Origin of the sequence: Salinigranum halophilum, assembly GCF_007004735.1 — an archaeon.
Lineage (GTDB): Archaea > Halobacteriota > Halobacteria > Halobacteriales > Haloferacaceae > Salinigranum > Salinigranum halophilum.
In genome coordinates this window covers 120,143-144,850 of record NZ_ML660182.1, presented here as the reverse complement: position 1 = coordinate 144,850, position 24,708 = coordinate 120,143, and the positions used below count along the sequence as shown (strand labels likewise).

Sequence of the window (24,708 nt, the reverse complement as noted above, 5' to 3'; positions counted from 1 at the left end):
TCGAGGGATGACCGACCGCTGCACGCTCTGTGACCTCCCGACGCCCGACCCGCCGGTCACGGCCGAGGACGTCGACGGGGTGTTCTGCTGTCAGGGCTGTCTCGTCGTGGCCCGGACACTCGACGACGCCGCGTCGACCGAACTGAGCCCCGACGAGGTCGACGCGGCACTCGACGAGGGGACGGACAGTCCCGACGCCGACGAGCCCCTCCCCGAGGACGCCGTCGAGTCGTACCTCGCCGTGGACGGCATGCACTGTGCGACCTGCGAGTCGTTCGTCGAGTCGCGGCTCCGCGACGGGGCGGTGTACGACGCCGACGCCAGCTACGCCTCGGGGCTGGTGAAGGTGAGCCACGCCCCCGGGCTCGAGACGGCGGACCTCGCCACGCGCATCGACGGACTCGGCTACCGCGCGCGCGACGTCGACAGCGAGGGCGAGCGCGACGCGTCCGACCAGGTCGGTCGGCTCCTCGTCGGCGGCTTCTTCGGCATGATGACCATGCTGTGGTACGTCCTCTTCCTCTATCCGACCTACGTGGGCGTCGACGCCTCGCTCTTGCTGTTCGACGTCTCCTCGGCCGCGGGCGTCTACCTCGTCGCCAACATCTGGGTGATGACGACCGTCGTCCTCGGCTACACGGGCTTTCCCATCCTCCGGGGGGCGTACGTCAGCCTCAGGGCGCGCGAGCCGAACATGGACCTCCTCGTCGCCACCGCGGCGACGACGGCGTACGTCTACTCGACGCTTCTCGTGCTCACGGGGGCCAACGAGCTCTACTTCGACATCACCGTCGTGGTCGTCCTCGCCGTCTCTATCGGCGGCTACTACGAGGAACGGCTGCGCGAGACGGCGGCCGGCGACCTGAAAGACCTCTCCGAGCGCCGGGTCTCCGAGGCGCGCGTGCGGACCGAAACGGGGACCGAGACGGTGTCGCTCGACGAGGTGCAGGGAGGCGACGAGGTGGTCGTCCGGGCGGGCGAGCCAGTCCCCGTCGACGGCGTCGTCGCCGACGGGTCGGGCGCGGTCGACGAGTCGCTCCTCACGGGGGAGTCCCGACCCGTCCGCCGCGAGGCGGGCGACGACGTCCTCGGCGGGTCGCTCCTGCGCGAGGGAGGGCTGGTCGTCACCGCGGACGCCGAGGCGACGCGGACGCTCGACCGACTCGTCGAACTGCAGTGGAGCCTCCGGACGACGTCGGGCGCACAACGGCTCGCCGACCGCCTCGCGGGCGTGTTCGTCCCGGTCGTCTTCGCGCTCGCCGCCGTCGCGACAGTGGCGCACCTCACACTCGGTGCCACGCCCACCACCGCGCTCTTGACCGGGCTCACGGTCCTCGTCGTCTCCTGTCCCTGCGCCCTCGGACTCGCGACGCCGATGGCCGTCGCCAGCGGCGTGAGCGAGGCCCTCTCGCGGGGTGTCGTCGTCCGTTCGGGCGAACTGTTCGAACGGGCCACGGAGACGGACGTCGTCGCCTTCGACAAGACGGGGACGCTGACGACGGGGCGGATGGCGGTCCAGGCGGTCGAGGGCGACCCGGAGACGCTCGCCGTCGCGGGGGCGCTCGAGCAGTTCGCCGACCATCCGGTCGCAGACGCCATCGTCGCTGCGGCGGAACGCACGGACGAGAGCGCGCTGCCGCCCGGCACTGACCCCGCCGACGGTCGGCTGACGGCTCCCGACGGCGGCCGGGAGATTACGGACGTGGAGGCCCACCCCGGCCGGGGTGTCTCGGGGACGGTCGGGGGCCGTGAGGCGCTCGTCGGGAGCGCCGACCTCTTCGCCGCGCGGGGGTGGGCGCTCCCCGCGGAACTCCGTCGGCGGGCGACGGACGCCCGCGAGTCGGGGGCCGTGCCGGCGCTCGTCGGCTGGGCGGGGCGCGCGCGGGGACTCGTGGTCGCCGGCGACGACCCGCGGCCGGAGTGGGAGACGGTCGTCGACTCGCTCGCCGACGAGCGCCGCGTCGTCGTCATCACGGGCGACGGCGAGGCGGCGGCGGCCCGTTTCGCCGCACACGAGGGCGTCGACGAGGTGTTCACCGACACACGCCCGGAGGCCAAGGTCGCGCTGGTCGACCGCCTGCGCGAGGGCGGGAGAGTGGTGTTCGTCGGCGACGGGAGCAACGACGCGCCGGCGCTCGCCGCGGCCGACCTCGGAATCGCTCTCGAGTCCGGCACGCCGCTCGCCGTCGACGCCGCCGACGCCGTCGTCACGACCGACGACCTCCGCACCGTCGAGACCGTCTTCGACGTGACGCGAGCCACTCGGTCGCGGATCAGACAGAACCTCGGCTGGGCGTTCCTCTACAACGTCGTCGCCGTCCCGCTCGCGGCGATCGGCCTCCTGAACCCCCTCTTCGCCGCCGTCGCGATGGCCGCGAGCAGTATCATCGTCGTCCTGAACTCCCGGCGCTCCTACGCGCTCTCGCGGCGGGGCGGAACGGACGAGACTGACGAGCCAGACGAGACCGACCAAGCGTGCGAGGCAGGCGACCCACGAGACGGGGGGACGTCCGCGTGACCACCGCCGTTCCCTCGTTCGGCCGCGGCCGCGACGCCCGGACGCTGGTGCTCGTCGCCGGCGCGCTCATCGCGTGTGAGTTCCTCGTCCTCGGCGTGTACTTCTCGTTCTCGTCGTACCGCGTGTTGTCCCCGCGGTACGTCCTCTACCCGTTCGTCTGGCTGAACGTCGCCGTCCTCGCACTGCTGGTCGTGGAGCGGCCGCGCGCGACGGGGCGACGCCGACTGCTCTCACTCGGCGTCGCCGTCGGCTACTTCGCGCTGCTGGCGTGGCTCGACGGAACGCTCGGCGTGGGCACGGGTGCGGGAACGCTCCGCGTGCTCTCGCTCCCGCCCGGGTGGGGGCCGGCGCTCCTGTACGACGACGCCGTACGCGTGGTGCTGTTCCCGTTCAAGACCGTCGGCTACGCCGTCCTCGCGTACCTGGTCTACGGCCTCGTGACCGAACTCACGGGGCCGTCCGGCCTCGTCGGGGGAGCCGTCGGGCTCTTCTCGTGTGTGTCGTGCACGCTCCCCGTCGCCGCCGCCGTAGTCTCGGGTCTCGTCGGCGGGACGGTAGGAGCGGTCGGAACGGCGACCGGGACCTGGTCGTACGACCTCTCGACCCTGGCGTACGTCGTTTCGGTGGGGCTGCTGGCGTGGCGGCCGTCGTTCGCGACGTTCGCACGCGGGCGGGAGTGAGCACCACCGGCCGTGTGGGTCAAGTCGTTCGCGCGCACAGGGGCAGGTATGGACGCTCGAAGCCTCGCGAAGGCCGCCGGTGTCGGCGTCGCCGCCGCCGGGAGCCTCGCGGCCCTCAACCGCCTTCTCACCCAGCCCGCCGACTCGCTCGAACCCCCGCTCGCCGGCGTGCAGCGGACGTACCGCTGGCGCGGGATGGACGTCGCGTACACCGAAGCGGGGCCCGAGGACGCCCCGACGGTCGTCCTCCTCCACGGCATCAACGCCGCGGGCTCGTCCGGCGAGTTCCGGACGGTGTTCGACGACCTCGCGACCGACTACCACGTCGTCGCGCCCGACCTTCCCGGGTTCGGCCGTTCGGACCGTCCCCCGCTCCAGTACTCCGCCGCACTGTACGAGGACTTCGTCGCCGACTTCCTCGCGGAGTACGACTCCCCGTCGGTGCTCGTCTCCTCGCTCACTACGGCGTACGTCGCCAGCGCGCTCTCGGACCCCTACGCCGACGTCTCCGTCTCGCGACTCGTCGCCGTCTGTCCCACCGCCATCGCCGGCCCCGACCGGCTGACGTGGCTGCGCGAACTCGTCCGCGCGCCGCTGGTGGGGACGGCACTGTTCAACCTGCTCGCCTCGAAAGCCTCGATTCGGTACTTCAACGCCGACCACGGCTACTACGATATGGACAGCGTGTCCGACGAGTGGATGGCGTACGAGTGGGAGACCGCCCACCAGCCCAACGCTCGCTTCGCGCCCGCGTCGTTCATCTCCGGCTTCCTGAACTCGGAGGCCGACCTCGGCGCGGCGCTCTCGGGTCTCGACGTCCCCGTCACGTTCGTCTGGGGGCGGGAGGCCGACATCACGCCGCTCGCGGACGGACGTGACCTCGCCGACGAGGCCGACGCGCGGCTGGTCGTCATCGACGACGCGAAACTGCTCCCACACGTCGAACACCCGGCGGCGTTCCTCGACACGGTGCGAGAGGCGCTGGCGGCACCGGCGTGAGCGCCGACTGCGTCCGCACCGGCGTGTGACGGCGACGAGCCGACTATCGCGGGTGGAACGTCAGCATCCGGTTACCCGTCATCGTGTTCCGCCCGACCGCGAGGCCGACGCGCATCCCGACCTCGATGTCCTCGGCGTCGGCGCGGACGATGCCCGTCACGCGGACCGGGCCGAAGTCGACGACGGCGGTCGTGTACGGCGCCTTCGACGAGAACGATGGCGCGGCGACCTGGGTCGTGGTGAACGTCTCGACGGTCCCCGACTCGGGGAGCGGTTCCTCCGACAGGTCGACCCCACCACAGTGTGGGCACGTCCGTCGCGGGGGGAGCGAGCCGTGACCGTTCGCACACGCGAGGTAGTACGGCTCACCCTCCTCGACGGCGTCGAGGAGGTCGTCGTAGCCATCGTCGCGGGCTTTCGATTTCATACGTCCACCTCCTCTAGGACGTGGACGACCGCGCTCGCGACGGTGCCACCCGCGTTGTGTGTCACGCCGACGCGCCCGTCGACGTACTCGCTGTTGGGGTGCGTCCCCGTGAGGAGGCGGAACATCTCGACGACCTGCGAGGCGCCCGTCGCGCCGACGGGGTGCCCCTTCGCCTTCAACCCGCCCGAGAGGTTCACCGGGAGCGACCCGTGCTTCGTCGTCTCGCCGTCGCGGGCGGCCGAGACCGCCTCCCCGGGCTCGTAGAAGCCGAGCCCTTCGAGCGCGAGTACCTCGGCGATGGTGAAGCAGTCGTGAACCTCGACCGCGGCCACGTCGTCCGTGGAGATACCGGCGTCGGCGTACGCCTCCTCGGCGGCGCGCGCCGTCGCGGGCGTCCGGTTGAGGTGTTCGCGGTCCTGGAGCGCGATGTTGTCCCCGCCCTGACCGGTCCCCGTGATGGCGACCGGAGCGTCCAACCCGTTGGCCTCGGCGTACTCCTCCGAGACGAGAATCACGGCCGCGGCTCCGTCGGTGATGGGACAGGAGTCGTACAGTCCGACGGGGTCGGAGATCATCGGCGCGTCGAGGTGGTCGTCGACGGTGATGGCGCTCCGGTACTGGGCGTACTCGTTCGGGAGGGCGTGGTCGTGGTTCTTGACCGCGACGTGGGCGAAGTCCTCCCGCTCACCGCCGAACTCGTTCATGTAGGCGCGCTGCATCAGGGCGTAGGCGCCCGGGAACGTCATGCCGGCGCGGACCTCGTACAGCTCGTCGGCGGCGATGGCGAGGAACTCGGTCGTGTTCTCCGTCTCCTGGTTCGTCATCCGCTCCATCCCGCCGGCGAGGACGACGTCGGCACGGCCGGACCGGATGGCGGAGATGCCCGCCCGTACCGCGACACCGGCGGAGGCGCAGGCGTCCTCGTACCGGGTCGCGGGACAGTTCAGCCCCGCCGCCTCGGCCATGATGGGGCCTTGATGGCCCTGGCGCTCGGAGAGTTCGCCCATGAAGTTCCCGTAGGTGACTTCGTCGACGTCGTCCCGCGGGACGTCGGCCTGTTGACGGGCGCCCAGGGCGGCCTCGGCGAACAGGTCCCGTCCCGTCCGGGTGGGGTGACTCCCGAAGTGAGTCAGTGTTGCTCCCGCGATGCGAACGTTTGTCATGCACGAATATACATGTGGTTGTGAATAAAACGCTGTCGATGGCAGAAATCCCCACGTGACGGTGCTCTGAACCATCATACGTATCGGAATGGATTCTCGTGGTCGGTTTCAATGGTTCGAAGAGCGAAGTATAGCGCGTGCGGCAGCACCGGCGCTCGGCGGGGTTCTCACCCACAGAGCCCCGCTCAGTGGTGTGTCCTCAGATTCATGACGCGCATGACACGACCGGACGCGGCGAGTGACCGAAACGGTTTCCGGGCGGCCCTGCGACGTCCGCGCATGACCGAGTGGATCGGCGACACGTTCACGAGCGACGTCGGATGGTCACACCTCGAACGACTGGTCGACATCGGCGACCGGATGGCCGGCTCGAAGGGGGAACACAGGGCGCTGGAAGCGACACGCGAGGCGCTCGCGGACGTCGGCGCGCGCGACGCGCGGGTCGACTCGTTCCCGGTTCAAGGCTGGGTCCGCGGCGACAGCGCGGTCGTCGCTGGCGACCGCACACTCCCCTCGATTGCCCTGCCGCGAAGCCCGAGCGCGAGCGCCACGGGGCGGCTCGTCGACCTGGGCGACGGCCTCCCCGCGGACTTCGACCGGGACCTCTCGGGCGACGTCGTCCTCGTCTCCTCGACCGTCCCCGACCACGTCGACCGGTTCATCCACCGCCGCGAGAAGTACTACCGGGCGGTCGAGGCCGGGGCCGCGGCGTTCGTCTTCCGCAACCACGTCCCGGGCCAACTCCCGCCGACGGGGAGCGTCGGCACGGAAGACGCACCCATCGGCGACATCCCCGCGGTGGGCGTCTCGAAGGAGGTCGGCGCGCAGTTGGCCCGCCGGGACGCGGACACCGCGGTGACCGTCCGGGTCGACTGTGAGGTGCCCGAGGCCGAGAGCGGAAACGTCCACGCCGACGTCGGTCCCGACACCGACGCTGCCGTCTACCTGACGAGTCACGTCGATGCCCACGACATCGCCGAAGGTGCGCTGGACAACGGTGCCGGGACGGCGATGGTGGTCGAAGTCGCCCGCGTCCTCACAGAGCGGGCGGACGACCTCGACACCCGCGTGCATCTGGCGTGTTTCGGCAGCGAGGAGGTCGGGCTCGTCGGGTCCGGTCACGACGCGGCGACGGCCGACGACGTCCGCGCGGTCTGCAACCTCGACGGCGTGTGCGCGGGTCGCACGCTCAAGGCGCACGTAGGCGGGTTCGACGGGGTCGGGGAGGCCTTCGAGCGCGTCGGCCGACGGTACGACCACCCCGTGACCGTGGTCCCCGAACACCTCCCGCACTCGGACCACTGGCCGTTCGTCGCCCGCGGGCTGCCGGGATGTATGGTCTCCGCCGAGACCGGCGACCGGGGGCGTGGGTGGGGCCACACCGAGGCGGACACGCTCGACAAACTCGAAGCGCGCACGTTCCGCGAACAGGCGGTCCTCCTCGCCGAGGTCGTCGTCGAACTCGCGCGCGCGGACGCCGACCTCGAAGCACTCCCCGGCGAACAGGTCGCGGCGGCACTCGAGAGACAGGGCGAAGCCGAGGGGATGCGCCTGACCGGCGACTGGCCGTTCTGACCGGCTCGCCGCCGAGACCGCAGAACCGCGGAGACTTTTATCCGTGCAGGCGAAGCGAGGACCGTGATGTGTGCGACGCGCACGGAGGCACGCCGATGTCGGTGACGGTCGCCGTTCGCGGCACGGAGACCGGCGACTCGTTCGAGGAGGTGCTCCACGACAGCGGCGTCGTGCTGGCCGACCGCGAGACGGCGGCCGACCTCGTGCTCGCTGTCGGCGACGTCGCACTCTGCTCGCTGGCCGACGACCCGGCTCCGGTGCCGGCGCTCCCCGTCGCGACGAGCGTCGGCCGGCACGGCGTCGCGCGTGAGGCGGTCGGCGACGTCCTCGGCGGCCTCGCCCCGGCCGCGCTCGACGGGCGGGTCGTCCCCCACCCGGTCCTGTCCGCCGACGTCGCGGGTGACGAGGCGCGAGGGCTCTTGGATGTGGCGCTCGTGACGAGCGAACCCGCCCACATCTCCGAGTACACCGTCGCGGACGCGTCGGGGGTGCTGGGGTCGTTCCGAGCCGACGGCGTCGTCGTCGCCACACCTGCTGGGAGCGCGGGCTACAGCCACGCGACCGGCGGCCCGCTCCTCGCGGCCGACACGGGCCTCGCCGTCGTGCCCGTGTCGCCGTACACGACGAAACCGCGCACCTGGGTGGTCGACGACCCCGTCACGCTCGACGTCGAACGCGACGAGTCACCCGTCTCGCTCGTCGTCGACGGACGCGCGAGACGGCAGGTGACCGTCGACGAACCGGTTCGGCTCACTGTCGACCGGACGGTCGACCTGCTCCGCCCGCCACTGCCCGCCGATGGTGCGCGTCGATTGGAAAAACTCTAATGAGTACCTGCCCGAACGTCGGGTATGCAACCGCTTCAGTTCCTCGTCCCGCTCGACCCGCTGGTCGCGGCGGAGTCGGTGGTCCCGTTCGTCGTGCTCGCGCTGCTACTGGCGAACATGGTGACGCGTCTCGTCGCACACAGCAAACACGTCGAGCAGGCGAAAGCCAGCGACGACGCCGAGCTCTCGCGGTGGATGCCACACTCGATCACGACGGTGCTTCTCATCCTGGCGTCGTTCGCCTTCCTCATCGTCGCACCGCACGGCGGCATGGTCATGGCCGTCCTCGTGCTCGGGGTGTTCCTCGCGGACTTCTTCGAGTTCGAGTCGCGCAAGGTCGAAGCCCGAAACGAGATGACGATGGAACGGCCAAAGGCGGCGGTCACGGCGTCCCTCGTCGCGCTGCTGTACGCCGGTTACCAGACCCTCTTCTTCATCGTCGAGCCCATCTGGACGTCTATCGTCTGAGACGGACGGCTCGACCTCCTTCTCGCGGTTGTCCGACGCAGTAGCCACGAGCGACCGGAGAGTCTCTCGGCGCGCGAGCTCAGTGGCGCGTCGCACACGCGGCCCTGCCGAGACGACGCGCGTGTTCGCGACGGCGACACCGCGACCCATCACCCGAGGAGTGCGCGCTCGTCGGACACTCCCCGGGAGGGCCGTCGTTCGCGCACCGAGCATCGAGGCACGTGTGTCGGGGGCGGCTCGGGCTGTCGGGCGTCCCACCGACACCGGTGCGGTCGAGCGCGAGCGAGCCGGGTTGCCCGGGAGACTGTACTCGGGAGCCGAGACACGACGCGGTGTGCGTCGTCCGCGCTGTGCGAAGCGAATAACGGCAAGCAGTAGAAGACCGTGCAGGCGTTCGTTATCGCTACTCGGCGCGGCGGTTCTCGACCGCCTTCCGAAGCTCGCGAGCGGCGGGGATGAGGACCCAGAACGCCAGCGTGCCGATGAGGGTGAACCAGAGGAAGACGTCCATCAGCACGATGCCGAGCGCGTTGAAGATGTTGTCCCCGGAGACGGTCACCGGTGCGATGAGCTGCCGGGTGCTCTCGAAGCCGGGGGTCCGATACCAGCTCGCGAGGGTCAGCCAGGCGAGTCCACCACCGGTGAAGATGCCGAGCCCTTTGATGAATTCGTCAGCCATTGTTTTCACCTTCGCCGGCGTCCTCTTGAGACTTTCCCATCCCTTCCGCGCGGAAGCGGGTCGACACCGTGTAGACACCGGCTCCGAAGGCGATGACGAGCAGGCCGACCACGGCGAGGACGGTGCTCAACACGCCTGTCGGGACCGACAGCCCCACCGCACCGAGTATCGCGATGATGATGGCTCTGAGAAAGCTCACCTGAAGCGTCGCGGCGTCGAGGAGGAAGAAGCCCGCGACGACAGTGACGACGGCGATGAGCGTCGAGAACACCGTGACGGTCTTGTACAGCCGCATCGGCACCTCGACGTCGCGGCGGCCGCGGCGACTGGTCCCCGACTCGGACGTGGACGTGGCGGACCGGGCCGACGCGGTCGTCGTGGTCGTGTCACTGGACGCGTGTGTGGTGTCTGTGTCTGTCGTCATCGTGGGGTACCGGCGAGAACGGGTGAACGGTCGTAAGTCGTGCTGGATGTCGATTCCGGGCGTCTGTTACTTCGGCGGGCGGAGTCGGTAGTACCGACGGTTGAGGTCGTACATGTACCCCTCACGCATCGTCTTCAACACGGCGTAGGTGACGACGCCGGCGACGATGGGCAGGAGGAACGTCAGGTCGAACAGCAGGTTGAGGTTCATCGGCACGAGGTTCTGTACGGCCAGGATCGAGATGGTGAAGGCGAACACGATGCCGAGCACGCCCACGGCGGCCCAGAACGGCTGCTCGACGGGCCGTCGCGCCGACCCCTTGTTCAGGAAGGGGACGATGGCGACGAAGCCGACGACGACCATGTTCGCGAGGACGCCGTACGTGCGGTCGGCCATGATCTTCTGCCCGCCGAGGATGGCGAGTTCGGGGTTCAGCGGGTTCAGCTTGAGCAGCCCGAACGACCAGTAGAGGTACCAGTCGGGGAGGATGATTGCCGGGGTCGACGACGGGTTGGCCGGCGCACCGATGTGTGGCGGCATCGTCGCCGAGAGGAACAGGATCATCCCGACGAAGAACGAGGCGATAGAGAGGTTTCGGATGACCTCGTGGGGCCACGTCGGGAAGCCGAGCACGTCGCGTTCGACGTACGTCGACTCCTGGCGGAGGTCCTGGTCCTCGCGGCGAGCACGCTCGAAGTACTCGTAGGTGAGCCGAGAGAGACCCGTCTTGCGGGCCTTGCGCTCGCCCCACGAGGGCGTCTCGTCGTCCGGCGGGACGGCGAGACTGCCCGAGCCGTCGGTCATCGCTTCCTGTGCGTTCTCGTTCTCGGGGTCGGTGTCTTCGTTGCTCATTGTCTTAGTGTGGCTCCGCGATGCCCTGCACCCAGACGATGCCGATGTGGATGGCGATGAGGGTCGTCACCACGAAGGGTAACAGGAACACGTGGAGGATGTACATGCGCTGGAGCGTGGCCTGGCTCAGCGTGAAGCCGCCGAACAGGAGCTGGGCGACCCACTCACCGGCGAGCGGTATCGACAGCGACATCTCGACGCCGATCTGGCCGGCCCAGAACGCCAGCTGGTCCCACGGGAGCAGGTAGCCGGTGTACCCGAACACCATCGTCAGGCTGATGAGGACGATGCCGAGGATCCAGTTGAGTTCACGCGGTTCCTTGTACGCCCCGGTGAAGTACACGCGGAGCATGTGGAGGAACACGGCCGCGACCATCACCTGTGCGGACCACCGGTGGATGGAGCGGAGCATGAACCCGAACTGCAGGTCACGCATGATGAACGCGATGCTGTTGTACGCGGTCGAGGGGTCGCCCGTGGTGGCGGGGCTGTAGTAGAAGCCCAGCAGGGCACCCGAGATGGCCGCGACGACGTACGCGAGCGTCGAGAACAGTCCCAGCGTGTACAGCGGGTACCAGTACCAGAACTTGTTGTCGAGGTTGTACTGTTCGGTGTGGCTCTTCGGCATCTGGAGGTTGACCCGGTAGTAGAGGGTCTCCATCAGCTCCAGGTAGTCGACGACGCGAAGCCGCTTGTCGACGTAGATGAGCCCGAGCAGGAAGAACTGCTCGACCTTCGTGAGGTCCTCCTTGGACTTCAACCAGGCTTTGTGGTCGTACTCGTCTTTCTTTTCTAGACTCATGGTTATCGCTTGTAGTATGGGTAGACCGCGCGCTTCACCGTGTCCCAGGCACCGTCGCCGAGGGTCTCACCGTCGACGTCTTCCTCACGGATGTAGAGGTCCTCCCACTTGCGCCGACGCTTCTTGACGATCATCACGTCCGGGAGGAACTCCTTGCGGTAGAGCGCGAGGATGAACGCCAGGTCGACGAAGATGACGGCGAGGACGCCGCCGAGGAACATGTTCCCCAAGTCGGTCAGGCCCCACCCGGAGACCAGTCCGTACGTGAAGAGGAACACGAACACCACCTCGATGACCGTGAGGAGGACGATGCCGATGGCGGCGGAGGTCGACTCCCGCGCCGACTCGTAGCGGTGGATGTCACCGTACGTACTGCCTGACGAGGACATCACTCACCACCCCCCGTGTTGCCCGTGTTCGGCGACTCGCCGTACTTCAGGATGTAGAAGGTGTAGATGATGGTGACGATGATGCCGAGGATGGTCGCCGAGCCGACCCAGTGGGCCTGAATCGCGACGCCGAGTTCCTCGAGTTCCTTCTCGCCACCGCCACCGCCGACCGAAACCGTCGGAACATCGCCACCGACGGCGACGGCACCGAGCATCCCGAGCGCCTCGTGCGGGGAGCAGTAGTACTTCGTGATACCGGCCTCCTCCTCGGAGAAGGTGTGTTCGAAGGTCGTCCCGGCCTCGGCCACGGGCGCGCCGCTGTCGAGCGACGCCGGTCCCTCGCTGGCGACGACGTTGTGGCCACCGCCCTCGCCGGTCCACTCCCAGATCACGGTCGTTCCAGGGTCGATCCAGATTCCTGCCGGTGCGAACGCGAGTGCGCCGCCGTTACCGCTGGCACCGACCTCCACGGTCACTTCGCTGGTGCCGCGGAGGTCCTGGTAGCCACCGTCGATGCCGTCGAGATATCCACCCCAGTCGGGCTGGACGTTGCCACCACCACCTTCTTCCTGTGCGGCGGCGGTGCCCGCAGCGGCTGTCGCGGCGACGGACGCACCCCCGGCCGTCCGGAGAAAGTCCCGCCTGTTCATACAGATTGGGCTCAGGATGGAACGCGCTTAAACCCACCGACTCACCCGCCCCGTGGCAGGATTTCGTCCCCGTTCAGACGCCCTGTGCGCCCGCCTCTCCGGGGTCTTCGTTCCCGGGGTCGGTCGTCGTCTCGGCCGCGTCGAGCGCGCCCGTGGCGGCCCCCTCGACTCCCGGGCGCTCCGCGTCCTCGTCGAGCGGCGGGAGGAAGTCCGGTCGCTGGCCGTCCTCGATGCCGACCGCCCGGAGCCGGTTGCGGTACTCTTCCGAGCGGAACCGGTCGGAGAGCCGGGCGTTGGCGACGACGAAGAAGAGGAAGAAGCCGATAAGTAAGAAGAACAGCGCGGCGACGGGCGCGACGATGGTGTTCAGGTCGGTCGCGACCCACGCCCCGAGGAGCGCCAGTCCGCCGAGGACCTGGACGAACGCGACGACCTGCAGCATCAGGTTGCCGAACTCGCCGGACCCCTCCGGGACCTCGTCGGGAGAGGGCAGACTCACGTTTTCGGGCGGGTCGGCGACCTCGAAATCGTCCATCGAACAGAGCGCGACGGTCGGCGTGACGTCGCGGAGGACCGTCCCCTCCCCCTCGACGCTCCCGTCCGCGTAGACGATGGCGTACCCCTCGTCCGAGTAGGCGACGAGCCGCGGCTCGCCCTCGGCGGTGTACCGCTCGACGATGGCGAACACCTCCCGCATGGCGATGCGGTTGTACAGCTCCTTTTCGACCCGGTCGAGGAGCTCTGGACCGACGATCCACGAGTCGGGGTCGAACGCGGCCTCCCACTCGTCGACCGTCATCTGCGCCATGTCCTTCGGGCCGAAGTTGTCGAAGTCGTACTTCGCTTCGACCTCGCGCCTGAGGGCTTCGAGTTCCGCGTCCGCGTCGGCGTCCGTGTCCTCCTCGGTCCCGCTGGAAGGCTCGGGCTCGGTCGTAGCCGCGGCCGCGTCGTCGGTGTCGCCGTCCGGAGCCACGTCGTCCGGCGTCGCCGTGGCTCCGGGAGGCTCCTCACCCACCTGCTCGTCCGAGGCGTCGGTCATCGTCTCAGATTGGGTCTCGGCCCCGTTAAGCGGTTCGCTCCACCGTGGGTGTTCCCGTGAGCGGCTCGACCACGGCTCACCCCGCGGGGCGAAACCGTTGATTGCTCGTGGAGCGTACGTCCCGCATGACGGATGCAGTCCTCGTCCTCGACATGTTGAACGACTTCGTGACCGGCGAAATCGCCGCCGAGCGCGCCGAGCGCATCATCCCCACACTGCGTGACGACCTCCTCCCCGCCGCCCGCGAACACGGCGTGCGGGTCGTCTACGTCAACGACGCCCACCGGCCGGAGGACTTCGAGTTGAAGATCTGGGGCGAACACGCGATGCAGGGGACCGACGGGGCCGCCGTGATTCCCGAACTGACCCCGGCTCCCGAAGACGACGTGTTCGAGAAGCGGTTCTACGACGCCTTCTACGAGACCGGGCTCGACCAGCACCTCCGGAGTCTCGGGGTCGACCGCGTCGTCATCACGGGCCTGCACACGAACATGTGTGTCCGACACACCGCGGCCAGCGCGTTCTTCAACGGCTACGACGTCGCCGTTCCCGAGGACTGTGCGGACGCCTTCACCGAAGCGGAGCACGAACAGGGACTGGAGTATCTCGAGTACGTCTACCACGCCGAACGGACCAGCGCCGCAGCGCTCGTCGACGGGTGGACAGACGGCGACACCGTGAGCTAATTGGGAGGCCAGGCGGCGCGACCGGCGTGTGAGCAGGGGAGGCCGACGAACAGACATATGCGACTGGCGCGACGCACGCCGAACGGTCCCCATGTTCGAGTTCGAAGAGCCCTACCAGCGCGACCTCGCTCTGGTCGGTCTCGGTATCGGCGTCGTCCTGCTCTGTGTGGGCGGCGCGTTCGCGTACCTCTCACTCACGACGCACAGCGCGACGTACCTCAGCGTCGAGGAGACGGACATCATCTACCCCCGCGAGGAGGTCGTCGAATTCGACGCGCTGACCCCGGCACAGCAGCGCGCGTTCGAGGCCGCCCTCGCCGACGAGGAGAACCGAGAGGAGGTGACAGAGGTCAGCACCGAGGTCTGGACCGACCACCGCGCGGTCAGCTATCGGGGCGACCTCTACGAGGTCTACGTGCTCTCTGTCAACTGACTCCGCTCACCCGCCACGCTCTGCAGCGCCGCCACCGAGTCGGACCCTTTACACCCCCACCCGCCCTAGCCTGTCCGATAGCAATGGCAAGCGAGACGACGTACGCCACGATCGCCGCGCTCCTCGTCACGACGAGCCTGCCCTTTTACCTCTACGGGGCGAAGATCATGATCGACGCCGAGACGGTGACGTGGAACGTCCTCGTCCACCATCTGAAGTTTATCGTCCCCGGCCTGGTGCTCAACACCATTCCGGTCGTGACGTGGATGATGCCCCGACTGCTCCAGCAGTTGAACGGCCTCTCCGCGCTGCACGCCATCCTCGGCCTACAGGCGTACGCGATGCTCGTCTTCGCGCTCACTGGCATCGTCCGCATCTTCCAGGCCAAACACCAGGCGAACCTCTACCGCGACCCCGACCCCGACGTCGACCTGGACGAACTCCACGAGAACATGGGGGCGTGGCGCGGCAGACTGCGAGTCGGCGTCTTCGGCTACGTGCTGTTCTGGTTCGGCGCGTGGCTGCTGGGCCTGTACCGGTTCGCGACGGGGTACGTGTTCGGGCCGGGGCTCTGAGGAGGATACCTCGAGCACGTTGACGGCGTGGTTCGCTGTTCCGTTGCGGAGACGACCAGCACAACGACGACCACGCGGTGCACGGACGCGGTGAGGCCACACCCTCCCCAGCCGATTCGCTCCCTCACTCACTCCGTTCGTTCCGTCGCTTATCCCTCGCGCGTGTCGTCGCGGACGGAGCCGCGACCGTCACGCGCCACCGCCGCATTCTGGTGGCGGCCGGCGCGCGAAAACGAGTGCAGCGAGCGAACGCGCGAGGTCTTCGTGAGCCTTGTCGAACGAATGGCTTGGTGCGACCCCGTCGCCCCAGTGGGGCTGTACTCGCGCCTCAGTGCGCGAGTACCCGGCTGAGGTGGCTTGAGGAGTACACCGCCCTGGCGACTCCGCGGTCTTCTCGTTCTCAGGTCACCACGCCTCGCCGCTTGCGAGGTCGACGTCGTGGTCGAGTTTCGAGGAGGGACAGACGTCTTCGAGCACGCACTCGTCGCAAGAGGGGTTCCGCGCGTCGCAGACGGCCCGGCCGTGGCTGATGAACAGGTGCGTGAACTGCTGCCAGTCGTCTTCCGGGACGACGCCCATGAGGTCCTGCTCGATGCGCTCGGGCGTCTCCTCCGTGGTGAGGCCGAGGCGGCGCGAGAGCCGTCTGACGTGCGTGTCGACGACGATGCCCTCGACGACGTCGTGGCCGTGCTGGAGGACGACGTTCGCCGTCTTCCGGCCGACGCCCGAGAGGTCGGTCAGCGCGGACATGGTGTCGGGCACCTCGCCGCCGTGCTCGGCGACGAGTCTCTGCCCGGTGGATTTGAGATAGCCCGCCTTGTTGTTGTGGAAGGTGATGCCGTAGATGTCGGCTGCGAGTTCCGCCTCGTCGGCGTTCGCGTAGTCATCGGCCGTGCGGTACTTGTCGAACAGTTCCTCGGTGACCTCGTTGACCCGCTCGTCGGTACACTGCGCGGAGAGGACGACAGCGACGAGCAACTCCAGTCGGTTGGAGAAGTCCAGCGAGATGGTCGTGTCGGGGTACTCCTCGTAGAGCCGGTCGATGACCTCCTGCGCCTGGTCCTCGCGAGTGTCGCGTGGGGTTCCCATACCCGGGAGTTCCGCGGTGGAGACATGAGTGGTGTGGTTCGGGGGCGGCGGCTGTGAGCGAGTGGAGAAACGGTTTTCTCGCCCGCGACCGACCGTCGGGTATGCCCGAGACAGAGACCGAGGGTGGATTCGACCTCGACCACGAGGCGTGGCGGACGCTCGCCGGTGCCGGCGTAGGGTACGGTGTCGTGCTCCTCGCGATGTTCGTCGCCCTGTTCGTCCTCCCGTTCCTCGTCTTCCTCGCCCTCTGACGACCCACGCTCGCGTCCGTGTTCGTATGCGCATCCGCGTCCACGTCCAACTCGTGACCGGGACGCAGAGTTAACTATCCCCGGGACGAGATGGCGACGGCATGTCCCATCCGAGCCTGAAACGCCGTCTCGAAGCCGGCGACCCCGTCACCGGTTACTGGACCACCCTCGCCGACCCCGCCGTCGCGGAACTCGTCGCCGAGACGGGGTTCGACTTCGTCGTCGTCGACACCGAACACACCCCGTCGAGCCTGGAGACCGTCGCGAACTCCCTCAGAGCCGTCTCGAGTGAGAGCGCCGGTGTCGTCCGCGTGCCGTGGAACGACCACGTCCGTATCAAGCGTGTCCTCGACCTCGCCCCCGCGGGGGTGATGGCGCCGATGGTCTCCACACCGGAGGAGGCGACCGACTTCGTCGCCGCGACGCGCTATCCGCCGGAGGGGAGACGCGGCATCGGCGTCGGCCGTTCGGCCCGGTACGGGCGAGACGTCGCGGGACAGGTCGACCGCGACGACGCCGACCTCGTCCGCATCGCACAGATAGAGACCCGAGCGGGTGTCGAGAACGTCGCCGACATCGCCGCCGTCGACGGCCTCGACGCGCTCTTCGTCGGTCCCGCCGATCTCTCGGCGGCGCTCGGGTCGTTCGGGGACGACGACGAGGCGTTCGAGGAGGCGGTCTCCCGGGTGCTCGACGTCGGAGACGAGGCGGGCGTCCCCGTCGGGACGCTCGCGACGAGTACCGACGACGTCGAGCGGTGGGTCGCGTGGGGCTTCGACTACGTCATCTGCGGCGTCGACACCCTCGACCTGATTCGGGGGACGGACGCGGCACTGGCGGCGCACGAGACGGCAAGAGAGTGACCGGCCGACGAGACGGGATCTCGGCCCACCGGACGACGAGCGAAGTGGGGGTTTTCGAGCCTCCACTCGCTCCGCTCACGGAGCGAGCGTTTTACGACGAGTGGTGCGCGAGCGAAGCGCACCCGAGGCCTCCGAAAATCGGGTGTTTCGGGATGCAGAGACGGCTTCGCCGTCCCCGAGCAAAACGGAAAGATCGAGTTACGCGAACGCGCGGGAGACGTCGCCGTCCTCGTCGGCTTCGGCCTGGACCTTCTCCCAGGCACCGATGAGGTCCTCCATGTAGATTTCCGTGCGGTCGTCACGGATAGCGAACATACCGGCCTCGGTGCAGACGGCCTTGATGTCCGCCCCGGAGGCGTTCTCCGAGAGTTCGGCGAGTTTCGCGAAGTCGACGTCGTCGGAGACGTTCATGTTGCGGGTGTGGATCTGGAAGATGAGCTCACGACCCTCGACGTCGGGTTTCGGCACCTCGATGAGGCGGTCGAACCGGCCCGGACGCAGTATCGCGGAGTCGAGCATGTCGAAGCGGTTGGTGGCGGCGATGATCCTGATTTCGCCGCGCTCGTCGAAGCCGTCCATTTCGGACAGAAGCTGCATCATCGTCCGCTGGACCTCGGCGTCACCCGACGTCTTCGAATCGGTGCGCTTCGAGGCGATGGCGTCGATCTCGTCGATGAAGAGGACGGCGGGCTCGTTCTCGCGGGCGACCTCGAAGAGGTCGCGCACCAGTTTGGCCCCCTCGCCGATGAACTTGTGGACGAGTTCGGAGCCGGCCATCTTGATGAACGTCGCGTCGGTCTGGTTGGCGACGGCCTTCGCGAGCATCGTCTTCCCCGTCCCCGGCGGACCGTAGAGGAGGACGCCCGAGGGCGGGTCGATGCCCACTTCCCGGAACATCTCGGGACGTTCGAGGGGCATCTCGACGGTCTCGCGGACCTCCTGGAGCTGGGAGTCGAGGCCGCCGATGTCCTCGTAGGTGACGTCCGGGCTGTGTTCGACCTGCATCACGCGGGCGCGAACGTCCGTCTCGTTGTCGAGCCGCTTGACGATAGACAGCGAGTTGTTGACGGCGACGCGGGCGTCGGGTTCGAGCTCCTCCCGCATCTCCTCGGTGACCTCCGTCAGCGCCTCCTGGTTGTTCCCGTGCTGTTTGATCACGACACCGTCGTCGTTGATCTCCTGAACGGTGGCGACGAAGAGCGGGGACTGCTTCAGCTTCTTGTTCTCGTGCGTGAGTCGCTCGAGCTTCTGCTGGTACTTGTTGTTCTCCGCGTTCGCGTCGAGGAGCTTGTCCCGCATCTCCTCGTTCTGCCGTTCAAGAACTTCGAGGCGTTCTTCGAGCGCCTCGATCATCTCCTGCTGCGACGCAGCCTCCTCGTCGTACGGGAGGTCGACGTCGTCGACCGTATCGGTCATCACACGGCATAAGGCGCAAGGCGTTAAGAGGCTTCGGGTCGGATACATGTGCTAACCCGGCAGACGGCCGATACGACCGGTATCGCGCGCGTCTGCTCGGGGGGAATCGCCCAATCCGTCCCGCCACGTAATATTATTCTTGGTCATAAAACAGATTAACAAATATTATCACTCTGTATCCCACTACGAGTAGATACGCATGAGTACGTCGAAGGCCGTCACGAAGCAGGGCGCAGACGCGGACCGCTGGGCAGCAGTTCGAGACCTCCCACCGAGTGCGAAGCTGGTCGCGAAGATTCTCGACTACGAGGACACCCTCTCCCAGTCGCAGATCGCCGAGGAGACGCTCCTCCCGGCGCGAACCGTCCGGTACGCGCTGACGCGACTCGAGGACGAGGGCGTCGTCGAGTCCCGCTTTTCCTTCTCCGACGCGCGCAAGCGCCTCTACCGGCTGACCGTCTGAGCCTCGAACACCGGCGGGGCGCAGGGCTCGCACGTCGAGGGTGAGGTCCCCCCGGCGTTCAAATACGAAGCCGCAGCCATCGCGGTGCATGGACACCCAGTCGACTCGGGAGACGAAGGACGCACTGTCCGCGTTCGTGGCGGGACCGCAGGAGTCCGCCGAGCAGGTCATCGACGAGGCGACGGCCTCGCTCGACTCCGTCGGGACGGCCGCCCGGTTCCTCGCGGACGACGGCGAGCGTCGGCTGGCCGAGGCGGTCGTCCGCGCCGTCCGCGACGACGACTGGGAGGCCGTCGACCGTGGGCGGGAGACGCTGGAGACGCTCCGGGAGTTGACGGCGGCGCTCGCGGGCGAAGCCGCCGGGAGAGAGGGGTCGTGGTCCGACGAGTGAGCCCGCGAGCGTTCCACTTCCACCCCGCTCGCGGAACGGTTTTAGGCGGCCGTGGCAAACGTGGGTGCAGATGAGACGAGGTGACAGATGACCCGAGTCATCCACACAGGCGACACGCACCTCGGGTACCAGCAGTATCACTCGCCGACGCGTCGGCAGGACTTCCTCGACGCCTTCGAGCGCGTCGTCGACGACGCCATCGAGGACGGGGTGAGCGCCGTCGTCCACGCCGGCGACCTCTTCCACGACCGACGGCCGGCGCTGCCCGACCTCCTCGGAACGATTTCGGCCCTCCGACGGCTCGCGAGCGCTGGGGTGCCGTTCCTCGCGGTCGTTGGGAACCACGAGTCGACCCGGGGCGGCCAGTGGCTCGACCTCTTCGAGCAGTTGGGACTCGCCACGCGCCTCGGTTCGGCACCCGTCGTCGTCGACGACGTCGCGTTCTACGGGCTGGACCACGTGCCCACGTCGAAACGCGCAGCCCTCGACTACGCCTTCGAGCCACACGACGCCGACTTCGCGGCACTCGTCGCGCACGGCCTCTTCACACCCTTCGCCCACGCCGACTGGGAGACCGAGACCGTGTTGGACGAGGCGACGGTCGACTTCGACGCCGTCCTCCTGGGCGACAACCACGCCCCGGGGACCGAACGCGTCGCCGACACGCCGGTGACCTACTGCGGGTCGACGGAGCGCGTCTCGGCCGCAGAACGTGATGGCCGCGGCTACAACCTCGTCTCCTTCGAGGACGGGACGGTGGACATCCGCCGACGCGCGGTCGAGACGCGGCCGTTCGTCTTCGTCGAGGTCACCCTCGCCGAGGGGGAGGGCGGAGAGCGGGTCCGCGAGCAGGTCCGCCAGTACGACGTGGAGGACGCCGTCGTGGTCGTCGAGGTCACCGGCGAGGGCGACCCGGTCACCCCGGCGAGCATCGAGACGCTGGCGACCGAGAACGGCGCACTCGTCGCGCGCGTCACCGACCGCCGGGAGTTCGAATCCCCGGGTGAGTCGGAGACGGCTGTCGACTTCGCCGACCCCGACGCCGCCGTGCGCGAGCGGGTGGGTGACCTCGGGCTCTCACCGGCGGCGCTCGACGTCGACGACGCGGTCAGGGGAGAAGTCGCGGACGCGAACGTCCGCGAGACGGTCAAGCGACGGGTCAGAGCGCGACTCGACGAGGGCGTCTCGAGGTTCGAGCCCGCCGACGGCGACGCGGTGGACGGAGCCGGAGGCGAGCGCGACAGGGCGACGACGACGCGCGCGACCGGCGACGGAGACGAACACGAGCGTGACGAGACGGTGACGGCGGAGCCGGAGGACCCGGCGGACCCGGCGGGCCCGACGGAACCGACTGACGGGGCTGAGACAGCCGAGACGCCCGAGACGGCCGAAACGTCGGACGGCGCTGAGGACGAAGCAGATAACGGGACGGACGAGAAGCCGAGTCGAGCGGAGTCCGCCGGCGCGAACGGTGACGGGCAGGTCTCGATGGAGGACTACCTGTGAGGTTCGACCGCGTCCGACTGGCGAACTTCAAGCCGTACGCCGACGCCGACCTCGACCTCGACGACGGCGTGACCGTCATTCACGGGTTGAACGGGAGCGGGAAGTCCTCGCTGCTCGACGCGTGTTTCTTCGCGCTCTACGGGGCGCGGGCGCTCGACGAGACGCTCGACGACCTCGTGACGACCGGCGAGGACGAGGCCGAAATCGACCTGTGGTTCACCCACGACGACACCGCCTACCACGTCCACCGACGGCTCCGCCGGTCGGGCGAGCGAATCCAGACCGCCGACTGCACGCTGGAGGGACCCGACGCGACGTACGACGGGGCACGCGACGTGCGCGACCGCGTCACCCGGATGCTCCGCATGGACGCCGAGGCGTTCGTCAACTGCGCGTACGTCCGGCAGGGGGAGGTGAACAAGCTCATCAACGCCACCCCGAAGGAGCGACAGACGATGCTCGACGACCTCCTCCAGCTCGGGACGCTCGAGGAGTACCGCGAGCGGGCCGGGCAGGCGCGCCTCGGCGTCGAGGACGTCCGGAGCGAGAAGCGCGGCGCGCTCGACCAACTCGAGACCACCATCGAGGAGTACGAGTCGCGCGACCTCCACGAGACACTGAACGCGCTCACGACCGAGCGGGAGGAACTCGACGCGAAGCTCGAACGGTACGAGGACCAGCGCGAGCGCGCGCGGGAGACGCTCGACGGGGCGAGAGCCGTCCTCGAAGAGTACGAAGAGACCCGTGAGGAACTGCAGCGGCTCGACACCGAAATCGAGGCACTCGAGTCGAAGGTGCGCGAGACCGAGACCGAGCGTGACGAACTCAGGCGGAAGCTCGGCGACGAGCGGGACCGGGTCGAAACACTCGACGAGGAGATACAGACACGCTTGGCCGAGACAGACCTCGACGAGGCGACGGCCGAAGCGGTCGCAGACAGAGCGGAGACGCTCTCCGCGCGCGTCGAGGAGAAACGAGAGGCGGCTGCGGACGAGCGGACCAGCGCGAAGGCGCTGGAGACACAGGCGGAGAACCTCCGGACGAAAGCCGAGGACCTCTCGTCACGCGCCGCCGAGAAGCGCGAGCAGGCGTCGGAGCTCGAAGCGAAGGCCGAGTCGGCGATGGAGGACCTCGAAGACCGACGCGAGCGCGTCGAGGAACTCGAAGCGGAGGCCGAGGACCTCCGGGCGGGATTCGAGGAGGCCCCCGTCGAGTTCGGCGAGGCCGCCGACCACCTGGAGGCGCTCCGGGAACGCCTCGACGCGGTTCGGGACCGTCACGGCGAGGTGGCCGGGGCGCTCGAGGCGGCCCGACGCCGCGTCGAGGAGGCCGAGCGCCTCCGCGAGGAGGGGAAGTGTCCCGAGTGCGGGCAACCCGTCGAGGGCTCGCCGCACGTCGAGCGGCTGGCAGACGACCGTGAGACGGTCGCGGAACTCGAACGCGAACTGACCGAACTCGAGGACGAGCGCGACGAGTGCGAGGCCGCCATCGACGACGCGGAGACGCTCGTCGAGCGCGAGAACCGCGTCGAGTCCATCGAGGACCGACTCGCGTCGCTCACCCAGCTAGTCGAGGACCGCGCCGAGAGTGTCGAGGAGACACATGATCGCGCCGACCGGCTCAGAGCGGAGGCGGACGAACTCGACGAGCAGGTCGAGTCGGCCCGCGAGGCCGCGGAGACGCAGGCGGAGCGGGCGTCGACGGTCCGTGAGGAGGTGTCGACGGCGAACGAGGAGATCGAGGCGCTCGAACGACGTCTCGACGGACTGGCCGCGCTCGGCGAGCGACTCGACGCACGTGCCGATGCCGAGGACGCCGTGGAACAGCTCCGCGAGCGGCGTGAGCGACTCGCCGACCTGAACGCCGAGCGGAACGAGCGGCTGACCGAGAAGCGCGAGCGACGGCGCGAACTGGCCGACGCCGTCGACGAAGAGCGGGTCGAAAGCGCGCGTGCAGACAGAGCGCGCGCCCAGAACTACCTCGAACAGGTCGACGACGCGCTCGAGGAGTTACGAACGGAGCGTGACGACGTCCAGAGCCGTATCGGGAGTGTCGAGGGCGACATCGAGCAGCTCGAACGCCTCCGAGAGAGACGCGACGCACTCGAGACGGAGGTCGGTGCGCTGGCGTCGCTCCACGACGAGACCGAGTCGCTGGAGGCGATGTACGGCGACCTCCGCGCGGAGCTCCGACAGCAGAACGTCGAGACGCTCGGGCGGATGCTGAACGAGACGTTCGACCTCGTCTACGGGAACGACGCGTACTCGCACATCCGGCTCGACGGCGAGTACGAACTCACCGTGTTCCAGAAGGACGGGACGGCGCTCGCCCCGGACCAGCTCTCGGGCGGCGAGCGCGCCCTGTTCAACCTCTCGCTGCGATGTGCCATCTACCGACTGCTCGCAGAGGGAATCGACGGGGCCGCACCGATGCCGCCGCTCATCCTCGACGAGCCGACGGTGTTCCTCGACTCGGGACACGTGTCACGGCTGGTCGACCTCGTCGACGAGATGCGCTCGCTCGGCGTCCGTCAGATCGTCATCGTGAGCCACGACGACGAACTCGTCGGTGCCGCCGACGACCTCGTCCGGGTCGAGAAAGACCCCACGACTAACCGCTCGACGGTCGAGCGCGTCGAGGACCCGACCCTCGCGGCGGTCGCGCAGGACTAGCCGCGGAGCGCGGCGACGGCCTCACGAGTCGTCTCGGTGGCTTCGTACCCCCGTTCGCCGGCCGCGTCCCGCTCGCGGATGAGGCCGGCCGCACGGAACTCCGCGAGCAGCCCGTGCAGGTCGGACTCACAGAGGTCGTACGCCGAGAGGAGGTCCCGCACCGGGAGGGGGCCACGGTCGACCAGCTCGACGAGCAGGCCGAGTGCGTCCTCGGTGTGGGCAGCGGTGACGACCCGTCGAACCGACTCGGGGACGCCACTCGCCGCGACGGTGAGGGCGGACACGCCCTCCGCCTCGGTGAGTTCGTCGTTCGGGAGGTACTGCTCGGCTCCGGTCTCGGGGTCGCGAACGAGCGTCGCATCACTCGACCGCTTCACGAGGAGATATCGCGCCCCATCTGTGTCGCGCACCGTTCGCATGAGAGAGGAGAGCCCGGCGTCGCGTTTAGCCGTTCCGCTCGCCGGCGTCGGCACAACCGGTGGGTGCTCCCGCCACGAGAGGGAGATTCGGTACGGAGCCGAGCCCACCCGGTCGGTATCGGTCGCACGGGCCGTCACCGACAGCGAACGGCGTCAGGCCACGTCGGTGAGCCGCACCGTCGTCGCCGCCTCCACCCACGCGAGCGGGTTCTCGGCGTCGAAGAAGACGACGCCACCGTCGACCTCGTATGTCTCGACGTCGACTGCGGGGTCGTAATCAGAAGCGCGATCCCGTCCGTCGGCTCGAGTGGAGTCGGACATGTATCGACACGGTATGACGTAGCATACCATAGGTCTTTCTTTCGTGACGGAAATTGTCTCAAACAGCGGTCGTGCCGAACCGGACCGCGAGAAAGACGGGGTTTTTACGCCACAGCGCAGAAGAGATGGCC

Annotated in this window: 28 protein-coding genes; 15 read left to right on the top strand and 13 right to left on the bottom strand. The window is 68.5% G+C overall.

Going from position 1 to position 24,708, the window contains the following annotated elements; translation table 11 throughout:
• Positions 1-7: 7 nt before the first annotated feature.
• Genes E6N53_RS00730 through E6N53_RS00720 form a run of 3 tightly spaced genes read left to right on the top strand, consistent with a single transcriptional unit; the run spans position 8 to position 4,197 of the window.
• Positions 8-2,518, top strand: a complete 2,511-nt coding sequence (locus tag E6N53_RS00730) for a heavy metal translocating P-type ATPase (RefSeq protein WP_142856116.1) — start codon at positions 8-10, stop codon at positions 2,516-2,518.
• Positions 2,515-3,198 (top strand): DUF7546 family protein, encoded by a 684-nt coding sequence (locus E6N53_RS00725; RefSeq protein WP_142856113.1) that lies wholly within the window; start codon positions 2,515-2,517, stop codon positions 3,196-3,198. Before E6N53_RS00730 ends, E6N53_RS00725 begins: the two co-directional genes overlap by 4 nt.
• A gap of 48 nt (positions 3,199-3,246) precedes the next feature.
• Positions 3,247-4,197 carry an alpha/beta fold hydrolase gene (locus E6N53_RS00720; RefSeq protein ID WP_142856111.1) on the top strand — a complete coding sequence of 317 codons (951 nt, stop codon included), beginning with the start codon at positions 3,247-3,249 and terminating at the stop codon, positions 4,195-4,197.
• A gap of 43 nt (positions 4,198-4,240) precedes the next feature.
• Here E6N53_RS00720 and E6N53_RS00715 read toward each other — a convergent pair whose 3' ends face one another.
• Both E6N53_RS00715 and E6N53_RS00710 read right to left on the bottom strand, forming a co-directional pair.
• Entirely contained in the window at positions 4,241-4,624 is a 384-nt protein-coding gene (locus tag E6N53_RS00715; protein WP_142856109.1) for a Zn-ribbon domain-containing OB-fold protein, read from the bottom strand.
• Positions 4,621-5,787, bottom strand: a complete 1,167-nt coding sequence (locus tag E6N53_RS00710; protein ID WP_142856107.1) for a thiolase C-terminal domain-containing protein — start codon at positions 5,785-5,787, stop codon at positions 4,621-4,623. Before E6N53_RS00710 ends, E6N53_RS00715 begins: the two co-directional genes overlap by 4 nt.
• A 279-nt stretch (positions 5,788-6,066) precedes the next feature.
• On the opposite strand from E6N53_RS00710, the gene E6N53_RS00705 reads away from it, so the two are divergent.
• The 3 genes from E6N53_RS00705 to E6N53_RS00695 all read left to right on the top strand — a co-directional run bounded on the left by E6N53_RS00705 (position 6,067) and on the right by E6N53_RS00695 (position 8,657).
• A complete protein-coding gene (locus E6N53_RS00705) occupies positions 6,067-7,362 on the top strand; it encodes a M28 family peptidase (RefSeq protein ID WP_142856105.1) in 1,296 nt (431 codons plus the stop codon).
• A 95-nt stretch (positions 7,363-7,457) separates the two neighbouring features.
• Positions 7,458-8,189, top strand: coding sequence for an NAD(+)/NADH kinase (locus tag E6N53_RS00700; protein ID WP_161596495.1), 732 nt, complete (start codon positions 7,458-7,460; stop codon positions 8,187-8,189).
• Positions 8,190-8,213: 24 nt separating this feature from the next.
• Complete coding sequence (locus E6N53_RS00695; RefSeq protein WP_142856101.1) at positions 8,214-8,657, top strand: DUF7313 family protein; 444 nt, start codon at positions 8,214-8,216, stop codon at positions 8,655-8,657.
• A 403-nt stretch (positions 8,658-9,060) separates the two neighbouring features.
• Here E6N53_RS00695 and E6N53_RS00690 read toward each other — a convergent pair whose 3' ends face one another.
• From E6N53_RS00690 to E6N53_RS00660, 7 genes are all read right to left on the bottom strand, one after another.
• The gene (locus tag E6N53_RS00690; RefSeq protein WP_142856099.1) at positions 9,061-9,336 is read right to left on the bottom strand and encodes a DUF7314 family protein; all 276 of its coding nucleotides are present in this window, start codon (positions 9,334-9,336) and stop codon (positions 9,061-9,063) included.
• Positions 9,329-9,760 (bottom strand): DUF7315 family membrane protein, encoded by a 432-nt coding sequence (locus tag E6N53_RS00685; RefSeq protein ID WP_142856096.1) that lies wholly within the window; start codon positions 9,758-9,760, stop codon positions 9,329-9,331. Before E6N53_RS00685 ends, E6N53_RS00690 begins: the two co-directional genes overlap by 8 nt.
• A 66-nt stretch (positions 9,761-9,826) precedes the next feature.
• A complete protein-coding gene (locus E6N53_RS00680) occupies positions 9,827-10,612 on the bottom strand; it encodes a cytochrome b family protein (RefSeq protein ID WP_142856094.1) in 786 nt (261 codons plus the stop codon).
• A 4-nt stretch (positions 10,613-10,616) separates the two neighbouring features.
• The gene (locus E6N53_RS00675) at positions 10,617-11,414 is read right to left on the bottom strand and encodes a cytochrome b (RefSeq protein ID WP_136588545.1); all 798 of its coding nucleotides are present in this window, start codon (positions 11,412-11,414) and stop codon (positions 10,617-10,619) included.
• A 2-nt stretch (positions 11,415-11,416) separates the two neighbouring features.
• Positions 11,417-11,803, bottom strand: coding sequence for a DUF7318 family protein (locus E6N53_RS00670; protein ID WP_136588544.1), 387 nt, complete (start codon positions 11,801-11,803; stop codon positions 11,417-11,419).
• The gene (locus E6N53_RS00665) at positions 11,803-12,453 is read right to left on the bottom strand and encodes a halocyanin domain-containing protein (protein WP_142856092.1); all 651 of its coding nucleotides are present in this window, start codon (positions 12,451-12,453) and stop codon (positions 11,803-11,805) included. The genes E6N53_RS00670 and E6N53_RS00665 overlap by 1 nt, the downstream gene beginning before the upstream one ends.
• 73 nt (positions 12,454-12,526) lie before the next feature.
• Complete coding sequence (locus tag E6N53_RS00660; RefSeq protein ID WP_236642290.1) at positions 12,527-13,492, bottom strand: DUF7319 domain-containing protein; 966 nt, start codon at positions 13,490-13,492, stop codon at positions 12,527-12,529.
• A 125-nt stretch (positions 13,493-13,617) separates the two neighbouring features.
• Between E6N53_RS00660 and E6N53_RS00655 the strand changes: the two genes are divergently transcribed.
• The 3 genes from E6N53_RS00655 (at position 13,618) to E6N53_RS00645 (ending at position 15,186) form a co-directional block, all read left to right on the top strand.
• Positions 13,618-14,178, top strand: coding sequence for a cysteine hydrolase family protein (locus E6N53_RS00655; protein ID WP_142856090.1), 561 nt, complete (start codon positions 13,618-13,620; stop codon positions 14,176-14,178).
• A gap of 91 nt (positions 14,179-14,269) precedes the next feature.
• Positions 14,270-14,611, top strand: a complete 342-nt coding sequence (locus tag E6N53_RS00650) for a DUF7979 domain-containing protein (protein WP_142856087.1) — start codon at positions 14,270-14,272, stop codon at positions 14,609-14,611.
• Positions 14,612-14,694: 83 nt separating this feature from the next.
• Complete coding sequence (locus tag E6N53_RS00645; protein ID WP_142856085.1) at positions 14,695-15,186, top strand: DUF7321 family protein; 492 nt, start codon at positions 14,695-14,697, stop codon at positions 15,184-15,186.
• A gap of 405 nt (positions 15,187-15,591) precedes the next feature.
• Here the strand turns inward: E6N53_RS00645 and nth are convergent, their stop codons facing one another.
• Positions 15,592-16,275, bottom strand: coding sequence for an endonuclease III (gene nth / locus E6N53_RS00640; RefSeq protein WP_142856082.1), 684 nt, complete (start codon positions 16,273-16,275; stop codon positions 15,592-15,594).
• A gap of 101 nt (positions 16,276-16,376) precedes the next feature.
• On the opposite strand from nth, the gene E6N53_RS20890 reads away from it, so the two are divergent.
• On the top strand, positions 16,377-16,526 hold the full coding sequence (locus tag E6N53_RS20890) for a hypothetical protein (protein WP_201740093.1): 150 nt from the start codon (positions 16,377-16,379) through the stop codon (positions 16,524-16,526).
• A 101-nt stretch (positions 16,527-16,627) separates the two neighbouring features.
• Positions 16,628-17,389 (top strand): HpcH/HpaI aldolase family protein, encoded by a 762-nt coding sequence (locus E6N53_RS00635; RefSeq protein ID WP_142856080.1) that lies wholly within the window; start codon positions 16,628-16,630, stop codon positions 17,387-17,389.
• A gap of 198 nt (positions 17,390-17,587) precedes the next feature.
• On the opposite strand, the gene pan1 is transcribed toward E6N53_RS00635, so the two are convergent.
• On the bottom strand, positions 17,588-18,805 hold the full coding sequence (gene pan1, locus E6N53_RS00630) for a proteasome-activating nucleotidase Pan1 (protein ID WP_136588537.1): 1,218 nt from the start codon (positions 18,803-18,805) through the stop codon (positions 17,588-17,590).
• Positions 18,806-19,004: 199 nt separating this feature from the next.
• Here pan1 and E6N53_RS00625 point away from each other — a divergent pair, with 199 nt between their 5' ends.
• From E6N53_RS00625 to rad50, 4 genes are all read left to right on the top strand, one after another.
• Positions 19,005-19,268, top strand: coding sequence for a winged helix-turn-helix domain-containing protein (locus E6N53_RS00625; RefSeq protein WP_142856078.1), 264 nt, complete (start codon positions 19,005-19,007; stop codon positions 19,266-19,268).
• Positions 19,269-19,356: 88 nt separating this feature from the next.
• Positions 19,357-19,659: a DUF7966 family protein gene (locus E6N53_RS00620; RefSeq protein WP_142856075.1), complete on the top strand. Its 303-nt coding sequence runs from the start codon at positions 19,357-19,359 to the stop codon at positions 19,657-19,659.
• A gap of 87 nt (positions 19,660-19,746) precedes the next feature.
• Entirely contained in the window at positions 19,747-21,165 is a 1,419-nt protein-coding gene (gene mre11, locus E6N53_RS00615) for a DNA double-strand break repair protein Mre11 (RefSeq protein WP_142856073.1), read from the top strand.
• On the top strand, positions 21,162-23,837 hold the full coding sequence (gene rad50 / locus E6N53_RS00610) for a DNA double-strand break repair ATPase Rad50 (protein ID WP_142856071.1): 2,676 nt from the start codon (positions 21,162-21,164) through the stop codon (positions 23,835-23,837). The genes mre11 and rad50 overlap by 4 nt, the downstream gene beginning before the upstream one ends.
• Here the strand turns inward: rad50 and E6N53_RS00605 are convergent.
• Together E6N53_RS00605 and E6N53_RS20885 are read right to left on the bottom strand one after the other, a co-directional pair.
• On the bottom strand, positions 23,834-24,256 hold the full coding sequence (locus tag E6N53_RS00605) for a DUF7346 family protein (RefSeq protein WP_142856069.1): 423 nt from the start codon (positions 24,254-24,256) through the stop codon (positions 23,834-23,836). The two genes, rad50 and E6N53_RS00605, sit on opposite strands and share 4 nt — an antisense overlap.
• Positions 24,257-24,409: 153 nt before the next feature.
• Positions 24,410-24,577: a DUF7331 family protein gene (locus E6N53_RS20885; RefSeq protein WP_201740092.1), complete on the bottom strand. Its 168-nt coding sequence runs from the start codon at positions 24,575-24,577 to the stop codon at positions 24,410-24,412.
• Positions 24,578-24,708: the final 131 nt, after the last annotated feature.